This is a genomic window from Methylobacterium sp. Leaf117 (assembly GCF_001422985.1).
Taxonomy (GTDB): Bacteria; Pseudomonadota; Alphaproteobacteria; order Rhizobiales; family Beijerinckiaceae; genus Methylobacterium.
Genome location: NZ_LMNL01000037.1, coordinates 163332 through 178783, shown reverse-complemented (window position 1 = coordinate 178783; position 15452 = coordinate 163332). Strand labels below are relative to the sequence as shown.

At 70.3% G+C, this 15452-nt stretch carries 13 protein-coding genes and 1 pseudogene; 7 read left to right on the top strand and 7 right to left on the bottom strand.

The features are described from left to right. Nucleotides 1-139: 139 nt before the first annotated feature. Entirely contained in the window at nt 140-1333 is a 1194-nt protein-coding gene (locus ASF57_RS21105; RefSeq protein WP_056487045.1) for an aspartate aminotransferase family protein, read from the bottom strand. A gap of 295 nt (nt 1334-1628) precedes the next feature. On the opposite strand from ASF57_RS21105, the gene ASF57_RS21100 reads away from it, so the two are divergent. Together ASF57_RS21100 and ASF57_RS21095 are read left to right on the top strand one after the other, a co-directional pair. Then, nucleotides 1629-2102 (top strand): RidA family protein, encoded by a 474-nt coding sequence (locus tag ASF57_RS21100; protein ID WP_056185389.1) that lies wholly within the window; start codon nt 1629-1631, stop codon nt 2100-2102. Next, entirely contained in the window at nt 2099-2863 is a 765-nt protein-coding gene (locus ASF57_RS21095; protein WP_056487042.1) for a glycerophosphodiester phosphodiesterase family protein, read from the top strand. Before ASF57_RS21100 ends, ASF57_RS21095 begins: the two co-directional genes overlap by 4 nt. Before the next feature lie 117 nt (nt 2864-2980). Here ASF57_RS21095 and ASF57_RS21090 read toward each other — a convergent pair whose 3' ends face one another. Further along, complete coding sequence (locus tag ASF57_RS21090) at nt 2981-3271, bottom strand: hypothetical protein (RefSeq protein ID WP_056487039.1); 291 nt, start codon at nt 3269-3271, stop codon at nt 2981-2983. Between the two features lie 220 nt (nt 3272-3491). Here ASF57_RS21090 and ASF57_RS21085 point away from each other — a divergent pair, with 220 nt between their 5' ends. From ASF57_RS21085 to ASF57_RS21075, 3 genes are read left to right on the top strand one after another with little or no spacing between them, the layout of a single operon-like run. After that, a complete protein-coding gene (locus ASF57_RS21085) occupies nt 3492-4814 on the top strand; it encodes a GNAT family N-acetyltransferase (protein ID WP_056487037.1) in 1323 nt (440 codons plus the stop codon). Further along, complete coding sequence (locus ASF57_RS21080) at nt 4811-5971, top strand: M20 aminoacylase family protein (protein ID WP_056185378.1); 1161 nt, start codon at nt 4811-4813, stop codon at nt 5969-5971. The genes ASF57_RS21085 and ASF57_RS21080 overlap by 4 nt, the downstream gene beginning before the upstream one ends. A 37-nt stretch (nt 5972-6008) precedes the next feature. Next, the gene (locus ASF57_RS21075; RefSeq protein ID WP_056185376.1) at nt 6009-6503 is read left to right on the top strand and encodes a glutathione peroxidase; all 495 of its coding nucleotides are present in this window, start codon (nt 6009-6011) and stop codon (nt 6501-6503) included. A 3-nt stretch (nt 6504-6506) separates the two neighbouring features. On the opposite strand, the gene ASF57_RS21070 is transcribed toward ASF57_RS21075, so the two are convergent. Beyond that, the gene (locus tag ASF57_RS21070; protein ID WP_056487034.1) at nt 6507-7484 is read right to left on the bottom strand and encodes a cation diffusion facilitator family transporter; all 978 of its coding nucleotides are present in this window, start codon (nt 7482-7484) and stop codon (nt 6507-6509) included. A 253-nt stretch (nt 7485-7737) separates the two neighbouring features. Then, the gene (locus tag ASF57_RS21065) at nt 7738-8484 is read right to left on the bottom strand and encodes a glutaredoxin family protein (protein WP_056487030.1); all 747 of its coding nucleotides are present in this window, start codon (nt 8482-8484) and stop codon (nt 7738-7740) included. A 391-nt stretch (nt 8485-8875) separates the two neighbouring features. Here ASF57_RS21065 and ASF57_RS21060 point away from each other — a divergent pair, with 391 nt between their 5' ends. Then, the gene (locus ASF57_RS21060) at nt 8876-9319 is read left to right on the top strand and encodes an HIT family protein (protein ID WP_056487028.1); all 444 of its coding nucleotides are present in this window, start codon (nt 8876-8878) and stop codon (nt 9317-9319) included. A gap of 42 nt (nt 9320-9361) precedes the next feature. Here ASF57_RS21060 and ASF57_RS21055 read toward each other — a convergent pair whose 3' ends face one another. The 3 genes from ASF57_RS21055 to ASF57_RS21045 all read right to left on the bottom strand — a co-directional run bounded on the left by ASF57_RS21055 (nt 9362) and on the right by ASF57_RS21045 (nt 12513). Next, complete coding sequence (locus ASF57_RS21055; protein ID WP_056487025.1) at nt 9362-9796, bottom strand: PilZ domain-containing protein; 435 nt, start codon at nt 9794-9796, stop codon at nt 9362-9364. A 341-nt stretch (nt 9797-10137) separates the two neighbouring features. After that, the gene (locus ASF57_RS21050; protein WP_056185360.1) at nt 10138-10365 is read right to left on the bottom strand and encodes a hypothetical protein; all 228 of its coding nucleotides are present in this window, start codon (nt 10363-10365) and stop codon (nt 10138-10140) included. Between the two features lie 66 nt (nt 10366-10431). Continuing rightward, on the bottom strand, nt 10432-12513 hold the full coding sequence (locus ASF57_RS21045) for an NAD(+) synthase (protein ID WP_056487022.1): 2082 nt from the start codon (nt 12511-12513) through the stop codon (nt 10432-10434). 338 nt (nt 12514-12851) lie between these two features. Between ASF57_RS21045 and ASF57_RS21040 the strand changes: the two are divergent. Further along, a pseudogene (locus tag ASF57_RS21040) lies at nt 12852-15452 on the top strand (DNA translocase FtsK); the annotation flags it as partial.

The window sequence follows — 15452 nt, the reverse complement described above, 5'->3', positions numbered from 1 at the left end:
CTCCGGACGTTCGCGGCGGTCCTGGAATCAACGGTGTTGGTGTCGGGGGTCTTGGTGTCGGGGGTCTTGGTGTCGGGGGTCTTGGTGTCGGCAGTGTTGGCGCCTGCGGTCTCGGGTTTCGCGGAGGCGGAGCGGCCGGTCACTCGGCCGCTCCGCGCAGGTGCGTCCCGAGCCGCCCGGCGGCGGCATCGAGGCGGGTGACCGCCTCCGCCACGTCGGAATCCGTGATGATCAGCGGCGGCAGCAGGCGCACCACGTTGTCGCCGGCCGGAACCACCAGCAGGTGCGCGTCCCGCGCGGCGGCCGCGAACTCGGTGTTGAGGACGTTGAGCTTGAGGCCGAGCATCAGCCCCTCGCCGCGGATGTCCGCGATCACGCCCGGATGCCGGTCCTGCAGGGCGGCGAGCCGCTGCTTCAGGATGAGGCCCATGCGCTGGACATGGTCGAGGAAGCCATCGGCCAGCACCACGTCGAGGACAGCGTTGCCCACCGCCATGGCGAGCGGGTTGCCGCCGAAGGTGGTGCCGTGGCTGCCCGCAACCATGCCGCGCGCGGCCTCCGCCGTGGCGAGGCAGACGCCCAGGGGGAATCCGCCGCCGATGCCCTTGGCGGCGCTCATGATGTCGGGCGTGATGCCCGACCATTCGTGGGCGAACAGCCGACCCGTGCGCCCGACCCCGGTCTGGACCTCGTCCATGATCAGCAGGAGACCGTGCGCGTCGCAGAGCGCGCGCAGGCGCCGCAGATCCTCGTGCGGGATCACCCGCACGCCGCCCTCCCCCTGGATCGGCTCGATCATCAGGGCCGCCGTCTCCGGGGTGATGGCCGCCTCGAGGGCCGCGAAATCACCGGTGGGCACCTGATCGAAGCCGTCGACCTTCGGGCCGAAGCCCTCGATGTATTTGGCTTGCCCACCGGCCGCGATGGTCGCCAGCGTCCGGCCGTGGAAGGCGCCCTCGAAGGTGATGATGCGGAAGCGCTCGGGATGCCCGGCCGCCGCATGGTACTTGCGCGCCATCTTGATGGCGGCCTCGTTGGCCTCCGCACCCGAATTGGCGAAGAACGCCACGTCCGCGAAGGTCGCGTCCACGAGGCGCCGGCCCAGCCGCTCGCCTTCCGGGATCTCGAACAGGTTCGAGGTGTGCCAGAGCTTCTGCGCCTGCTCGGTCAGGGCCGCGACGAGGTGCGGATGGGCGTGGCCGAGGGCGTTCACCGCGATGCCGGCGCCGAAATCGAGGTATCGCGCGCCCCCGCGTGCCTCCAGCCATGCGCCCTCGCCGCGCTCGAAGGCGATGGGGGCCCGGGCATAGGTCGGCAGAAGGGCGGATGTCACGATCCCGTCTTCCCGTGTGTCTCGCGGGCACGCGAGAGACGCGACCGCACCAAATGAAAGTGCCGCCTCGGATGGGGCGGCACGCGCGCGATTACTAGAGAAATGTCCAATTCTGTCAACGACGGACGGGGTTCATCGGCCTGACATGCCTGCCAATTAGGCTGTTGCGCGCGGATCGTGCGGCCCGCCCTGCGCGCATCGCGCGGGCCGCCTTGCGTGCATCGCATGGAAGTGCTCAGAGCCGCGTCATCCCGGCCGGACCACCCGGGGCCGCCCAGCACAGGAACGACACAGCATGAGCACCGTCACGGAACGCCTGGAGGCCCTCGGCCTCACCCTGCCCAAGGCGGCGGCCCCGGTCGCGAACTACGTGCCCTTCGTGCGCAGCGGCAACCTCGTGGTGATCTCCGGCCAGATCTGCTTCGGCCTCGACGGCAAGATCGCCGAGGCCCACACGGGCAAGCTCGGGGCCGAGGTTTCGGCGGAGGACGGCATCGCCGCCGCGAAGCTCTGCGCCCTCAACGTGCTGGCCCAGGTGCAGGCGGCGGTGGGCGATCTCGACCGCGGCGTCGTGCAGTGCATCCGTCTGGGCGGCTTCATCAACGCGGTTCCGACCTTCGCGGGGCTGGCCGGCATCATGAACGGCGCCTCCGACCTCATGGTCGAGATTCTGGGTGATCGCGGCCGCCACGCCCGTTCCACCGTCGGCGTCGCCGAACTGCCCCTCGACGCGGCCGTCGAGGTCGAGGCGATGTTCGAGGTCAAATGAGCCCGCAGGCAAGTCCCAACGCGCCCGCCTGGCTCACCGCGCAGCCGATCGCCCATCGCGGCCTGCACGACCGGGCGGGCGGCGTGCCGGAGAACACCCTCGCGGCCGCCGAGGCGGCGATTCGGGGTGGCTACGCCATTGAGTGCGACGTTCAGCTCAGCGCCGATGGCGAGGCGATGGTGTTCCACGACGAGACCCTGGGCCGCCTGACCACGGCCGAGGAGGCGGTCGGGGCGCGCTCCGCCGCGGCTCTCGGCGCCCTGGCGGTGGCGGGCAGCGCCGAGCGCATCCCGACCCTGCCGGCCTTCCTCGAGCGGATCGGCGGGCGCACGCCCCTCGTGATCGAGGTCAAGTCGCGCTACACCGGCGATCTGCGGCTGACGGAGCGCGTCGCCGCCCTCGCGGCCGCGTATGACGGCCCCGTGGCGCTGAAGTCGTTCGACCCGCGCCTCGTTGCCGCCCTGCGGACGCTGGCGCCGGGCCTGCCGCGCGGCATCGTCGCCCAGACGCGCCAGGACGATCCGGCCTACGCGGCGCTGGCCCCAAGCCTGCGGCGCGCGCTCTCCGACCTGCTGCACTTCGACGAGACCCGGCCGGACTTCCTGTCCTGGCGAGTCGACGACCTGCCCTGCGCCCCCACCGTGCTGTGCCGGCTCCTCGGCCAGCGCCCGGTGATGACCTGGACCGTGCGCAACCCGGACCAGCGCCGCCAGGCCGAGATCCACGCCGACCAGATGGTGTTCGAGGGGTTTTGCCCCTGAACGTGGCGCTGATCGGGTAACCGGCTCGAAAGTGTCCGGGAAGGCAGCGACCTCGCGGCGGTTCCGGGTCGCGCCGTCGGTCCAGAAACCGAGTCGCGCCCCGTGATTGAGGCGAACCTATTCGGTGATCCGCGGAAGCGCCGCCCGCGAGACGATGGGCGGCAGGCAATCGTCGCGCGGCTGCGGATCGGGGCCGATCGGGACGATCAGGCAGGGCAGCGACCGTCCGGGTCGGTCGGCGTACCGTTTCACCCGGGGGCCATGGGCACCCAGCATGGTCGAGACGAAGATCGTGCCGGGAACGTTGGTGCCTGGCTCGTCGAGATTGGCCCTCGCGATCAGGACATCGTCAGCGAAATCGTCGGGCGGCGTCCGCACCGGATGCGTCTGCCCGACATGCGGGGTCATCAGTCCCCTCTTGGCTCATCTGGGAAGCACGCGTCGGATCACGGTGGGCGTGCCGTCTCGCCCAGACAAGCCTGATTCTGGAAAACACCCGGCCGGCGGCAAGATCTCGGCCGGCAAGATCTCGGCCAGGAAGATCTCAGATGCCAAGCCTCCCGTGCGACGGCGCGCGGCCCCGCGCCGCCCTTGGCCCGCCGGTCGCCGAGGACTAGATTGCCTCGCGATGGACATTCCCGGCGAAACACAGCGTTCCGGCGAAGGCCCCGACGCCCCGGCCGAGACCGTGACGGAGCTGCAGGTGCGCGCGGTGCCGGGCCTGGCCGGGATCGCGGCGGCCGAATGGGATGCCTGCGCCACCTCGGCCGAGACCCTGTCGGGGGGCGACGAGACCCACAATCCCTTCCTGTCGCACGCCTTCCTGTCGTCCCTGGAGGATTCCGGCTGCGTCTCGCGCAAGACCGGCTGGTTTCCCCTCCACGTGGCGGTGGAGCGCGAGGGTCGCCTCGTCGGGGTGGCGCCCTGCTACCTGAAATCCCACAGCCAGGGCGAGTACGTCTTCGACCATGGCTGGGCCGACGCCTACGAGCGGGCCGGCGGCAGCTACTATCCCAAGCTGCAGGTCAGCGTGCCCTTCACCCCCGTCACCGGCCCGCGCTTCTTGATCGCACCGGGTCAGGACGTGAACGAGGCGGCGTCCGCCATCGTGGCGGGCCTGCGCGCCCTGCGGGCCGAGACCAAAGCCTCCTCGATCCACGTCACCTTCATGCAGGAGCGCGAGTGGGACCAGGCCGGGGCGCTGGGCTTCCTGCAGCGCGTCGACCAGCAGTTCCACTGGGACAATGCCGGTTACCGGACCTTCGAGGATTTCCTCGCCGCACTCGCCTCCCGCAAGCGCAAGGCGATCCGGCGCGAGCGCCGCGACGCCCTGGCCAACGGCATCACCATCGAGCACGTCACCGGCGCCGATCTGACCCCGGCCCACTGGGACGCCTTCTACGCGTTCTACGCCGATACCGGCGCCCGCAAGTGGGGCCGGCCCTACCTGAACCGCACGTTCTTCGGGCTGCTCGGCGAGCGCATGCCGGAGCGGGTGCTGCTGGTGATGGCCAAGCGTGAGGGACGCTACGTCGCCGGGGCCATCAATCTCATCGGCGACGTCGCCCTCTACGGCCGCAACTGGGGCTGCGTCGAGGATCATCCGTTCCTGCATTTCGAGGTGTGTTACTATCAGGCCATCGACTTCGCCATCGCGCAGGGGCTGAAGCGCGTCGAGGCAGGGGCGCAAGGTGAGCACAAGCTCGCGCGCGGCTACCGCCCCGTCCTCATGCACTCGGCCCACGACATCGCCGACCCGGCCCTGCGCCGGGCCGTGGCCGATTACTTGGTGCGCGAGCGCGAACACGTGCTGGAGGCGGCCGAAGTCCTGGACACGCTGACGCCGTTCCGGCGCGAAACCGATGCGGCTTCGGCATCCGACTTGCCTGGGGCCGCGCCGGAGGCGACACCCTCCGCCGACGAGACGCGAGAGCCCAAGGAAGACCCGTGAGTCCCATCGATCGCATCAAGACCTTCGCCGACGACCTCGTGGCCATCCGCCGCGACTTCCACGCCCATCCCGAGCTCGGCTTCGAGGAGGTTCGCACCTCCGGCATCGTCGCCGCGGAGCTGGCCCGCTACGGCGTCACCGTCCATCGCGGCATCGGCGGCACCGGGGTGGTGGGCGTGCTCGAGGGCCGCACCGGGTCCGGCCGGCGGGTCGGCCTGCGCGCCGACATGGACGCCCTGCCGATCGAGGAGGAGACCAACCTGCCCTACCGCTCGACCGTGCCGGGCAAGATGCACGCCTGCGGCCATGACGGGCACACCACGATGCTGCTGGGTGCGGCGCGCTACCTTGCCGAGACCCGCGACTTCGACGGCACCGCGGTGTTCGTGTTCCAGCCGGCGGAAGAGGGCCAGGGTGGCGCCCGCGCGATGATCGCCGACGGATTGTTCGAGAAATTCCCCTGCGACGAGATCTACGCGATCCACAACCAGCCCAACGGCCCGCACGGCAAGATCAAGCTGCGCCCCGGCCCCGCCATGGCGGCGGCGGATTTCTTCGACATCCGCATCACCGGGCGCGGCGCCCATGCGGCCCAGCCGCAGCAGGGCATCGATCCGATCGTGGTGGGCTCCACCCTGGTCCAGGCTCTGCAGTCGATCGTCTCGCGCAACGCCGACCCGCTGAAGAGCGCCGTCCTCTCGGTGACGCAGTTCCACGCCGGGGCCGCCTACAACGTCATCCCGGAGGGCGCCCACATCACCGGCACGGTGCGCACCTTCGACGCAGACCTGCGCAGCCTCGTCACCACCCGCATCCGCGAAATCGCCCAGGGCATCGCGGCGGCCTACGGCGCGACCATCGAGGTCGACATCCGCGACGTGTTCTCGGTCCTGATGAACAGCCCCGAGCATGCGGCGGCGGCCGCCGATGTCGCCCGCGAGCTGTTCGGGCCCGAGGGCATCGACGACCAGTCGAAGCCCCGGATGGGCAGCGAGGATTTCGCCGACATGGTCGCGCGCGTGCCCGGCGCTTATGCGTGGATCGGCTCGACGCCCGGTCCCGGCCTGCACAATGCGAGCTTCGATTTCGACGACAGCATCATCCCGCTCGGCTCGGCCTTCCTGGCCCGCCTCGTCGAGCGCCGCACCGCCGCCTGAACGCCCGCCCGCGCGTCGAACCCACGGTCGCCCGCCCATGGACAGCCTTCACGATCTGACCCCGCGCGCGGCCGATGGAGCGCCCTACCCCCTGGCCCGGCATCGGGGCCAGGTGCTGCTCATCGTCAACACCGCCTCGAAATGCGGGTTCACGCCGCAATATGCCGGCCTCGAGTCCCTGGCGCGGAAGCACCGCGCCCAGGGCCTCGTGGTGCTGGGCTTCCCCTGCAACCAGTTCGGCGCCCAGGAGCCGGGGGACGCCGCCGAGATCGCCCGCTTCTGCAGCCTGACCTACGACGTGAGCTTCCCGCTCCTGGCCAAGGTCGTGGTCAACGGGCCCGGCGCCGATCCGGTCTACGCCCACCTCACCCGGGCCAAGCCCGGTCTCCTCGGCAGTCGGGCGATCAAATGGAACTTCACCAAGTTCCTGGTCGGGCGCGACGGGCGGGTGATCGCCCGTTACGCCCCCGCCACCAAGCCCGAGGCCCTGGACGCCGCCATCGTGGCGGCCCTGGCCGAGCCTGCCCCCTGAGCTTCAGGCGGGCATAGGGGCCGGGGTCTCAGGCATGGCTTCGAGGCTCGCCCGGGCCTGAACCTCGATGAAGACGCGGGTCACGTCAGGACTGCGGGCCTTCAGCTTGGCCTCGACACGGGCCACCATGGCCTCGATCTGCCCGGCGCTGAGGGTGTCGTCCATGTCGAGGCTGATGTTGACCAGGACGTCGGAGGGACCGAGGTGCTGGGTCAGCACGGTGTTGACGTGGTGCACGCCGGGCTCGTCGCGCACCACGGCGCGGATCGCCGCGACGAGTTCCGGGTCTGCGGCCTCGCCGATGAGGAGGCCGTGCGTCTCCACCATCAGGAAGGCCGCCATCCCGATCAGGATCAGGCCGATGCCGATCGAGGACCAGCCGTCCAGGGACGGCATGTCCAGGACATGCGCCAAGATCACGCCGGCGAGCGCCACCACGAGGCCCATCAGGGCGGCGACGTCCTCCGCCAGCACCGTGAACAGGGCCGGGTCCTTGCTGCGCCGGATGGCGGCGAGGGGTGGGCGCTGGCCCTTCTCGGCCCAGAACGCCTTCATGGCCACGAAGCAGGAATAGCCCTCGGCCATCACCGAGAAGCCCAGGATCGCCACGTTCACCCAGAATCCGGAGATGTGGTAGCCGTAGATCACCGCGTCCGCCGAGGGTTCCGGATGCTGGAGCTTGTGGATGCCCTCGTAGACCGCGAAGGCGCCGCCGCCGAGAAAGATGAACAGCGCCACGATGAAGGCGTAGAAGTACAGCTCGCGTCCGTAGCCGAACGGATGCTTCTCCGTCGCCGGGCGCTGCGACCGCTTCATGCCGATCAGCAGCAGGATCTGGTTGGTGGTGTCGACCACCGAGTGGACGCCCTCGGCCAGCATGGCCGAACTGCCGGTGAGGAAGGCGCCCACGAATTTCGCCACGGCGATGGCCAGGTTGGCGCCCGCCGCGGTGTAGATGGCGCTGGTGCTCTCATGGGCCATGCGGGGGCGGTGCTCTTTGCGGGACGCGATCGGGGCTGCGGCGACGCCCGACCGGCCCGCCCGCGGGGCGCGGCGTCCGGACAAGCGTTGCCGCTGGGGGCGAAGCGCAGGCAACGCACGGCAGCCCCCAAAGGTTCTCCGTCCATGACAGTTCTGCGCGTCCGAAGGTCGCCGCCCCGGATGAAGGTCGGCCCGGCTTCGTGCGCCGGGCTCCCGCGGGGTTCGGCCGCCGATCGATCGGGCGGCCGGCGGATCAGGCCACCATGACCAGCATCCAGAGGGCCATGCCGACCATCATCAGGTTTTCGGTCAGCGAGACGAAGCCGAGCGGCACGTTGCTCGATCCGCCGACGCAAGCGCATTTCAGCTCGCGCTTGTCGATATAGACCGCCTTGAACACCGAGACCGCCCCCACCGTGCCGATGAACAGCGCCACCGGGATCGAGATCCAGGACAGGGCGCCGGACAGCATCAGGAGCCCGGCCAGCGCCTCGCAGAACGGATAGGCGTAGGCGTAGCGTACCCAGCGCTGGGCCAGCAGGTCGTAGCCGAGGAACATCGACGAGAAACGCTCGATGTCCTGCAGCTTCAGGATCGCGAGCACGCACATGCTGAGGGCGATGAACCACTCGGCCGCCCGCAGGGTGAAGGGGGAGCCGAAGGCGGCGTGGCTGGCGGCGAGCGCCATCAGGGCCGTCATGGCGAAGACCGCGATCACCGGCGTGTAGGTCGTGGCCTGGGGGTCCGGGACGGACCGGCCGAGATGTCGGCGCAGGTCGTCGTAGCCGCCGACGCGCTGGCCGGCGATGAAGGTCTGCGGCGTGGTCTTCACGTCATGTTCGGCCTTGAAGCGGTCGGTCTCGTCCCGCGTCGTCAGCCAATGGTCCTCGACCGCGAAGCCCTCGCGCTCGAGCAGGTCCTTGGCCTTCAGGCCATAGGGACAGGTGTGCTTCGGCATCACCATGCGGTACAGGGTGGCCGTCCGGGCAGGACTCGACATGGGGGCTCCTCGACGGGTGACGCGGGCCGGCCCCGGGGGGGCGGTTCGAAACCCCGCCGGTTCGCCCTGCGTCGTGATGCACCGGCTGCCGGTGCGCGACGTCCCGCAGATGGTGCTTCCCACGGTGGGAAGGTCAAGGGGTCGGAGACGATTCGTTGTGGGATCGTCGGGTGACAGACCCTGGGTTGCAGGGGCCGGCTCTCCGGCATGCGTCGGACGCGGCTTTCGCTTCCCAAGACTGAGCGGCGAAGCACCGGGATCGTCCAAACGGCAGGGTCCCGACGCGACAGCCCAAGCCGAGGATGAGGAGGGTGGGGACGAGGTGGACGGGGTGCGTCGGGCTGTGCATCGTGCGCGCCGATCACCTCGGACCACAACCGGAGCCGGCCGCATGACCGTCACGCCCGCAGCGTCAGCCTACGATCCCGACAACGTCTTCGCCAAGATCCTCAGGGGGGAGATCCCGGCCGAGCGGGTCTACGAGGATGCCGATACCCTCGCCTTCATGGATGTCATGCCGCAGGGCGACGGCCACACCCTGGTGATCCCGAAGGCCCCGTCGCGCGGTCTCCTCGACGCCGACCCGGACGTCCTCGCGGCCCTGGCCCGGACGGTGCAGCGGGTCGCCCGCGCGGTGAAGGCGGCCTTCGCGGCCGATGGCCTCACGGTGTTCCAGTACAACGAGCCGGCGGGCGGACAGACGGTGTTCCACCTCCACGTCCACGTCGTGCCCCGTTTCGAGGGGGTGCCGCTCCATCGCCACAGCGGCGGCATGGCGGACAAGGCCGTCCTGGCAGAGCATGCCGCGCGTATCCGGGCGGCGCTGTCCGCCTGATCGGGCCCCGGGAAAACGATTCCGCCGGGCGGGATCGCAGCCTCAGGCCGGCAGGGTCGCGAGGAGGCGGCGCAGGGCGGCGTTCTCGGCCTCGAGTTCGCCGATCCGGCGCACCAGGGCCAGCACCGAGGCGGCGTCGTCCGCCCCGGGGGCCGCCCCGTCCGGCGATGACGGGGGCGTCTGGGAACTCGGCGGCGCGGACGCCTGCGCGGCCTCGTCCGCGAAGGTGACGCCGATGCCGTCGGCGCGGCGCCAGCACAGGCTGGCCCGATAGGTCTTTGCCTTCTGCGGGATGTAGAGGTCGAAGCTCTCGGGCAGGGTCGGGGTTTCGGTCAGGGCCAGGCGCGCGCCCGAAGCGGACAGATCCCGCACCAGGCAATCCATCGTCGAGGCCCCCTTGTTGAAGATGATCCGGCCCTTGAGGAAGGTCCTCTGTCGGGCCTCCTTGCGGTTGTCCGTACCCTGCTGCTCCGACATGGGGTCGGCCTCCGGCTCCGTTTCAGACGAAGCGGAACCCTGACACGCGGCCTGTTAAGGAATAATCGCCGCGTTGTTGGGATCGGGCGAGACATCGAACTGGGGACTTCGGTGGCGAGGACTTCTATGGCGAGGACTTCGCGACCGGGATTTTGGTGTCAGAATTCGCAACCGTCCGCGGACCAGCCTGCCCGGTCAGACTTTTCCGATCAGGATTTCGTCGCCGGGATCTCGGCAGCCCGTCTCCCCGGCCCGCTTCCCGCGAAGGCCGGTTCGTCCCATGCGGGGCGGCGTTCGGATCGTGCCGACAGCGGCCTGATGCAGGGGCTCGGGGCCCGGCCTCAGTGGAAACGGCTGTCCATGGTCTGGAACAGGTAGAAGCCGTTGAAGCGCACGGCGGTCTCGGCCGCGCGGTCGTCGAAATCCCGCGGCGCATCGCCGGTGGCGCCGAGCTTCCCGCCGAAGGCCCATCGGCCGCTGCCGAGGAAGGGCGGCACCGCGCGGCTCTCCGGAACGGCGCAGCACAGGCCCTCGATGCTCCGGAAGCAGAAAACGTTGTAATTCTGCATCGGTCAATCTCCGATTCGCCCACCCAAGCTACGCCCTAAGGAGCCAATCGGACAGCTTTGTGTCGTTCATGTCTCCGGAACGTTGCGAGCGAGGTCTTCGAGCCAGGGTGCGGCGCTTCCATCGGAGGGCGCGCGCCAGTCGCCGCGCGGAGACAGGGAGCCGCCGGCCGAAACCTTCGGTCCGTTGGGCAGGGCCGAGCGCTTGAACTGGCTGAAGCCGAAGAAGCGCTTGAGGAAGACACCGAGCCAGCGCCGGATCTCGGGCAGGTCGTAGGCGCGGCGCTCGGCCTCCGGAAAGTCCGGTGGCCAGGCCCCTGCCTGCGCGTCGCTCCAGGCATGCAGGGCCAGGAAGGCGATCTTCGCGGGCGGGAAGCCGTAGCGCAGGGTATAGAACAGGGTGAAATCCTGCAGCGCATAGGGGCCGATCACCCCTTGCGTGCTCTGGGGCGTTTCCCCCGCCGCCACCGGCACCAGTTCGGGCGAGATTTCGGTGTCGAGGATCGCCCGCAGGGTGACGCCGACCTCCGGCGCGAACTGTCCTGAGGCGATGACCCAGCGGATCAGGTGCTGGATCAGGGTCTTGGGCACCCCGGCATTGACGCCGTAATGGCTCATCTGGTCGCCGACGCCGTAGGTGCACCAGCCGAGCGCCAGCTCCGACAGATCGCCGGTGCCGATCACGATGGCGCCGTTCTGATTGGCGAGGCGGAACAGGTAATCGGTGCGCAGGCCCGCCTGCACGTTCTCGAAGGTGACGTCGTAGACCGGCTCGCCGCGCCCGAACGGGTGGTCCATCCCGTTGAGCATCACCGTGGCGGCCTCGCGGATGTCGATTTCGCGGGCGCTGGTGCCGAGCGCCGCCATGAGCGCGTGGGCGTTGGCCTTGGTGCCCTCCGAGGTGGCGAAGCCCGGCAGGGTGTAGGCCAGGATGTTCGTGCGCGGCAGGCCGAGACGGTCGAGCGCCCGGGCCGCCACGATCAGCGCATGGGTGGAATCGAGCCCGCCCGAGACGCCGATGACGACCTTCCTGGTTCCCGTCGCCTCCAGGCGCTGGGCCAGGCCCGCCACCTGGATGTTGTAGGCCTCGTAGCAATCCTGGGCGAGGCGGGCCGGATCGGCGGGCACGAAGGGAAAGCGCTCGATCGTGCGTCGCAGCCCGAGATCGCCCGCCGGCGGATCGAGGCGGAAGGGCACCCGGCGATAGCCTGACCCGCGCGGCCCGGCCCGGCCCGAATCGTCGAAGCTGCCCATCTGGAGCCGTTCCTGGGCCAGCAGCCCGAGATCGATATCGGCCAGGGTCATCACGGGCTCGGGCGAGAAGCGCGGCCCCTCGGCGAGACGCACGCCGTTCTCGTCGATGCTGGTCTGCCCGTCCCAGGAGAGGTCGGTGGTGGATTCGCCGGTGCCGGCGGCGGCGTAGACATAGGCGCACAGGCAGCGCATCGAGGCCGCCCGCGTCAGCATCGCGCGGGAATCCGCCCGCCCCACGGTGATCGGGCTGCCCGACAGGTTGGCGAGGACGGTGGCGCCGGCGAGCGCCGCATCGATGCCGGGGGAGGCGGGGACCCACAGGTCCTCGCAGACCTCGATGCCGAGCACCAGATTCGGCACGTCCTCGGCGGGGAAGATCAGGTCGGTGCCGAACGGCGCCTCGAGGCCGGCGACCCGGATGGTCTCGCCCACGATCCCGGCGCCGGCGGCGAAGTGGCGCTTCTCGTAGAATTCCCGGTAGGTCGGCAGGAAGCTCTTCGGGATCACGCCGAGGAGGCGGCCGCGGTGGAGGGCCAGGGCGCAATTGTAGAGCCGGTGGCCCCAGCGCAGGGGTGCGCCGACTACCAGGACCGGCCGGAGCGCGCCCGACTCCGCCACGAGGCGCGCCACCGCCGCCTCCACCGCATCGAGCACCGTCACCTGGAGGAACAGGTCCTCGATGGCGTAGGCCGAGACGCAGAGTTCCGGGAACACCGCCACGGCGGCGCCGGCCGCATCGCAGGACCGGGCGAGGGCGAGGATCGCCTCGACGTTGCGGGCGGGGTCGGCCGGATGGCTGCGGGTGGTGCAGGCGGCGACCCGGGCGAAGCCGTGCCGGTAGAGGGAGCGGAAGCCGGGATCGGCCGGGGCGGGCGGGGTCGCCGAGGGGGTGGGCAAGGGCGGGCTCCGGGCTGAATGCCGGCACCTTACCCCGTGGCGCCATCCGTCTCCAGCGCAAGGGTTAAGGCTCAAGGATCAAGGCGCAAGGGCGGGGAAGGGGGGGCACCCGACGGAAATGGCGTGCTCCGCGCGGGATCGGGTCAAGCGTCTGTTAACGACGATGCCGCTAACTCATCCGTGAACCGCGCCGCTCCCGGCGGCGGACCCGTTTTGAGTACATCCGGCCAATCATGCGCGCATCGGGACGGCTTCCCTACTCCCATCGTGATCCTTCGCGCCCCGTTCGCGGTGGCGATCGCCTCGGCCTGTCGATCGGCGCCCTGGCACACCGGTTGATGAACCTGCGCGCGACCCTCTCGCGTCGCCTTGCCGGTCCGCCGCAGCGGCCGGACTACACGGTGGCGGCCACCCGGCCGACGCCGAGCTGGATGACGAGCCCGCAGGCCCTGGTCGGCCGCAACGAGGTCGGCCTCGCCTTCCGCCCCGCCCCCGCGATCCAGGCATGGCCGGCCCAGGTCTTCGACGACCGCGCCACCCTCGACATGATCCCGGCCCGGGTGGCGCCCACGAGCCGTCTCGACGACGGCCTGATGGACCCCGACGCCCTCGCCCCCCGCGTGCTGATCCGGACGCCGCGCCGCCCGGCCGCGATCATGCCCGAGGCCTCCGAGGCTCCGGCTTCCGCGCCGATGCCCGAGCCGGGTCCGGCCGTGCGCTACACCCGCACCCCCGATCCGGTGCTGCACGAGCGGCGCCAGCGCGCCCTCGATGCCGAGCGCAACGCCCGCGCCCAGGCCCATGCCGAGGCGGAAACCGAAGCGCTGCGCCTGCAGGCCGAGCAGGATTCCCTGCGCCTCGCCGCCGAGGCCCGGGAGCGCGCCGTCCTGGACGCCCAGGCCCAGGCCGAAGCGCTGGCCGCGCAGGTGCCCGAGCCCCTGTGGCGCCAGCCCTTCGTCGCGCCGCCCGGCGTGCGCTTCTTCCGCAGCCCCGATCGCCGCCAGACCCCTCCTGCGGCGGAGGTTGTTCCCACGGCGGACATGCCTGTCCCCGAAGCGCCCGCGAACGAACTCGCCGCCGTGCCGGTCTCGGCGGAGGTCGAGATCAAGGTCGAGACCGGCACGGCCGAAAGCCCGGTGGTCCTCGACGATCGCGACTGGTCGGACGTGCCGGACTGGTCCGAGGTCCACGCCTGGTTCGACGGACGCGACGGCGCCGCCCTCGATGCCTGGTCGGCGATCCAGGCGGAGTCCGCATCGCTGCCGGTCGTCGAGATCGCAAGCTCGGAAGAGATCGTCTCGCAAGAGATCGTCGCTGAAGAGATCGTCTCGGAAGAGATTGTCTTGGAAGAGATCGCCTCGGAAGCGGTCATGGCGGAGCAGGACGCTTCGGTGACCGAGCCGGCCCGGACCGGTGCGCCGGCCTATCGCCTCGAGCATCTGGTGCGGTTCGAGACCTTCGGCCCGCCCTGCCCCGTCGACGGCCAGGACAACGCGCTCCCGGTCGGGACCGCGATGCCGGCCCGCCCGGCGCCGCTTCACGCCATGGCGGCGCGGGCGGCGATCCGCGCCGGCCGTCCGGCCGCTCCGGCGGCGGCAATCCTGCCCGTGGCCGCTGTCGCGGCGCCTGCTCAGGCCCCCTCCCCTGCCGTCTCGGACGCGCTCGGCTTCGTGCCGGTGGCGCCTTTCGTCCCGGTTCCGCGTGCCGCCGAGCCGGCCTTCGTGCCGACCCCGATCCCGGCCCGGCCGGTGCTGCTGCGCAACCCCAAGGGCACCCCTGCGCCCGAGATCTCCGCGCCCGAGATCTCCGCACCCGAAATCTCTCCTCCCGAGATTTCCGCTTCCGAGACTCTCGTCTCAGAGATTCCCGTCGCCGAAATGTCCGTCGTCGAGTCCGCGGTCCCGGCCGTGGAGCCCGAGGCGCCCGTCGCGGCGTCCGTGCCCGTCGTCACCCTGTCGCGCGCCATCCTGCCCGAGCGCCCGCTGCTCATCCCGGCCGGGCGGCACGTGCCGATGTCCTTCGTGGAGAACGCGGATTACGAGCACCCCGCCCTCGAACTCCTGGCCGAGCCGCCCCTGAACGAAACCGAGGAGGTCGATGCCGACGTGCTGGAGCAGAACGCGCTCAACCTCCAGCAGATTCGGCGTGCGCGGCGACATTCTCGCGGTGCGTCCCGGTCCTGTCGTCACCCTCTACGAGCTGGAGCCGGCCCCCGGCACCAAGTCGAGCCGCGTGATCTCGCTCTCGGACGACATCGCCCGCTCGATGTCGGCGGTCTCGGCCCGCGTCGCCGTGGTCCCCGGTCGCAACGTCATCGGCATCGAATTGCCCAACGAGACCCGCGAGACGGTGTACCTGCGCGAACTTCTCGCCTCGGCCGATTTCGGGATGAGCAAGCACAAGCTCGCCCTGTGCCTGGGCAAGAACATCGGCGGCGAGCCGATCATCGCCGATCTCGCCAAGATGCCCCACCTGCTGGTGGCGGGCACCACGGGCTCGGGCAAGTCGGTCGCCATCAACACCATGATCCTGTCGCTGCTCTACCGGATGAAGCCGGAGGAGTGCCGCCTGATCATGGTCGATCCGAAGATGCTCGAATTGTCGGTCTATGACGGCATCCCGCACCTGCTCTCGCCCGTGGTCATCGATCCCAAGAAGGCGGTCATCGCCCTCAAATGGGCCGTGCGCGAGATGGAGGAGCGCTACAAGAAGATGTCCAAGATCGCCGTGCGCAACATCGACGGCTACAACGCCCGCATGGCCGAGGCCCGCGCCAAGGGCGAGGTGATCACACGCGAGGTCCATACCGGCTTCAACCGCGAGACCGGGCAGGCTGTCTACGAGACGGAGGAGATGGACCTGTCGGCGCTGCCCTACATCGTCATCGTGGTCGACGAGATGGCCGACCTGATGATGGTGGCGGGCAAGGACATCGAGGG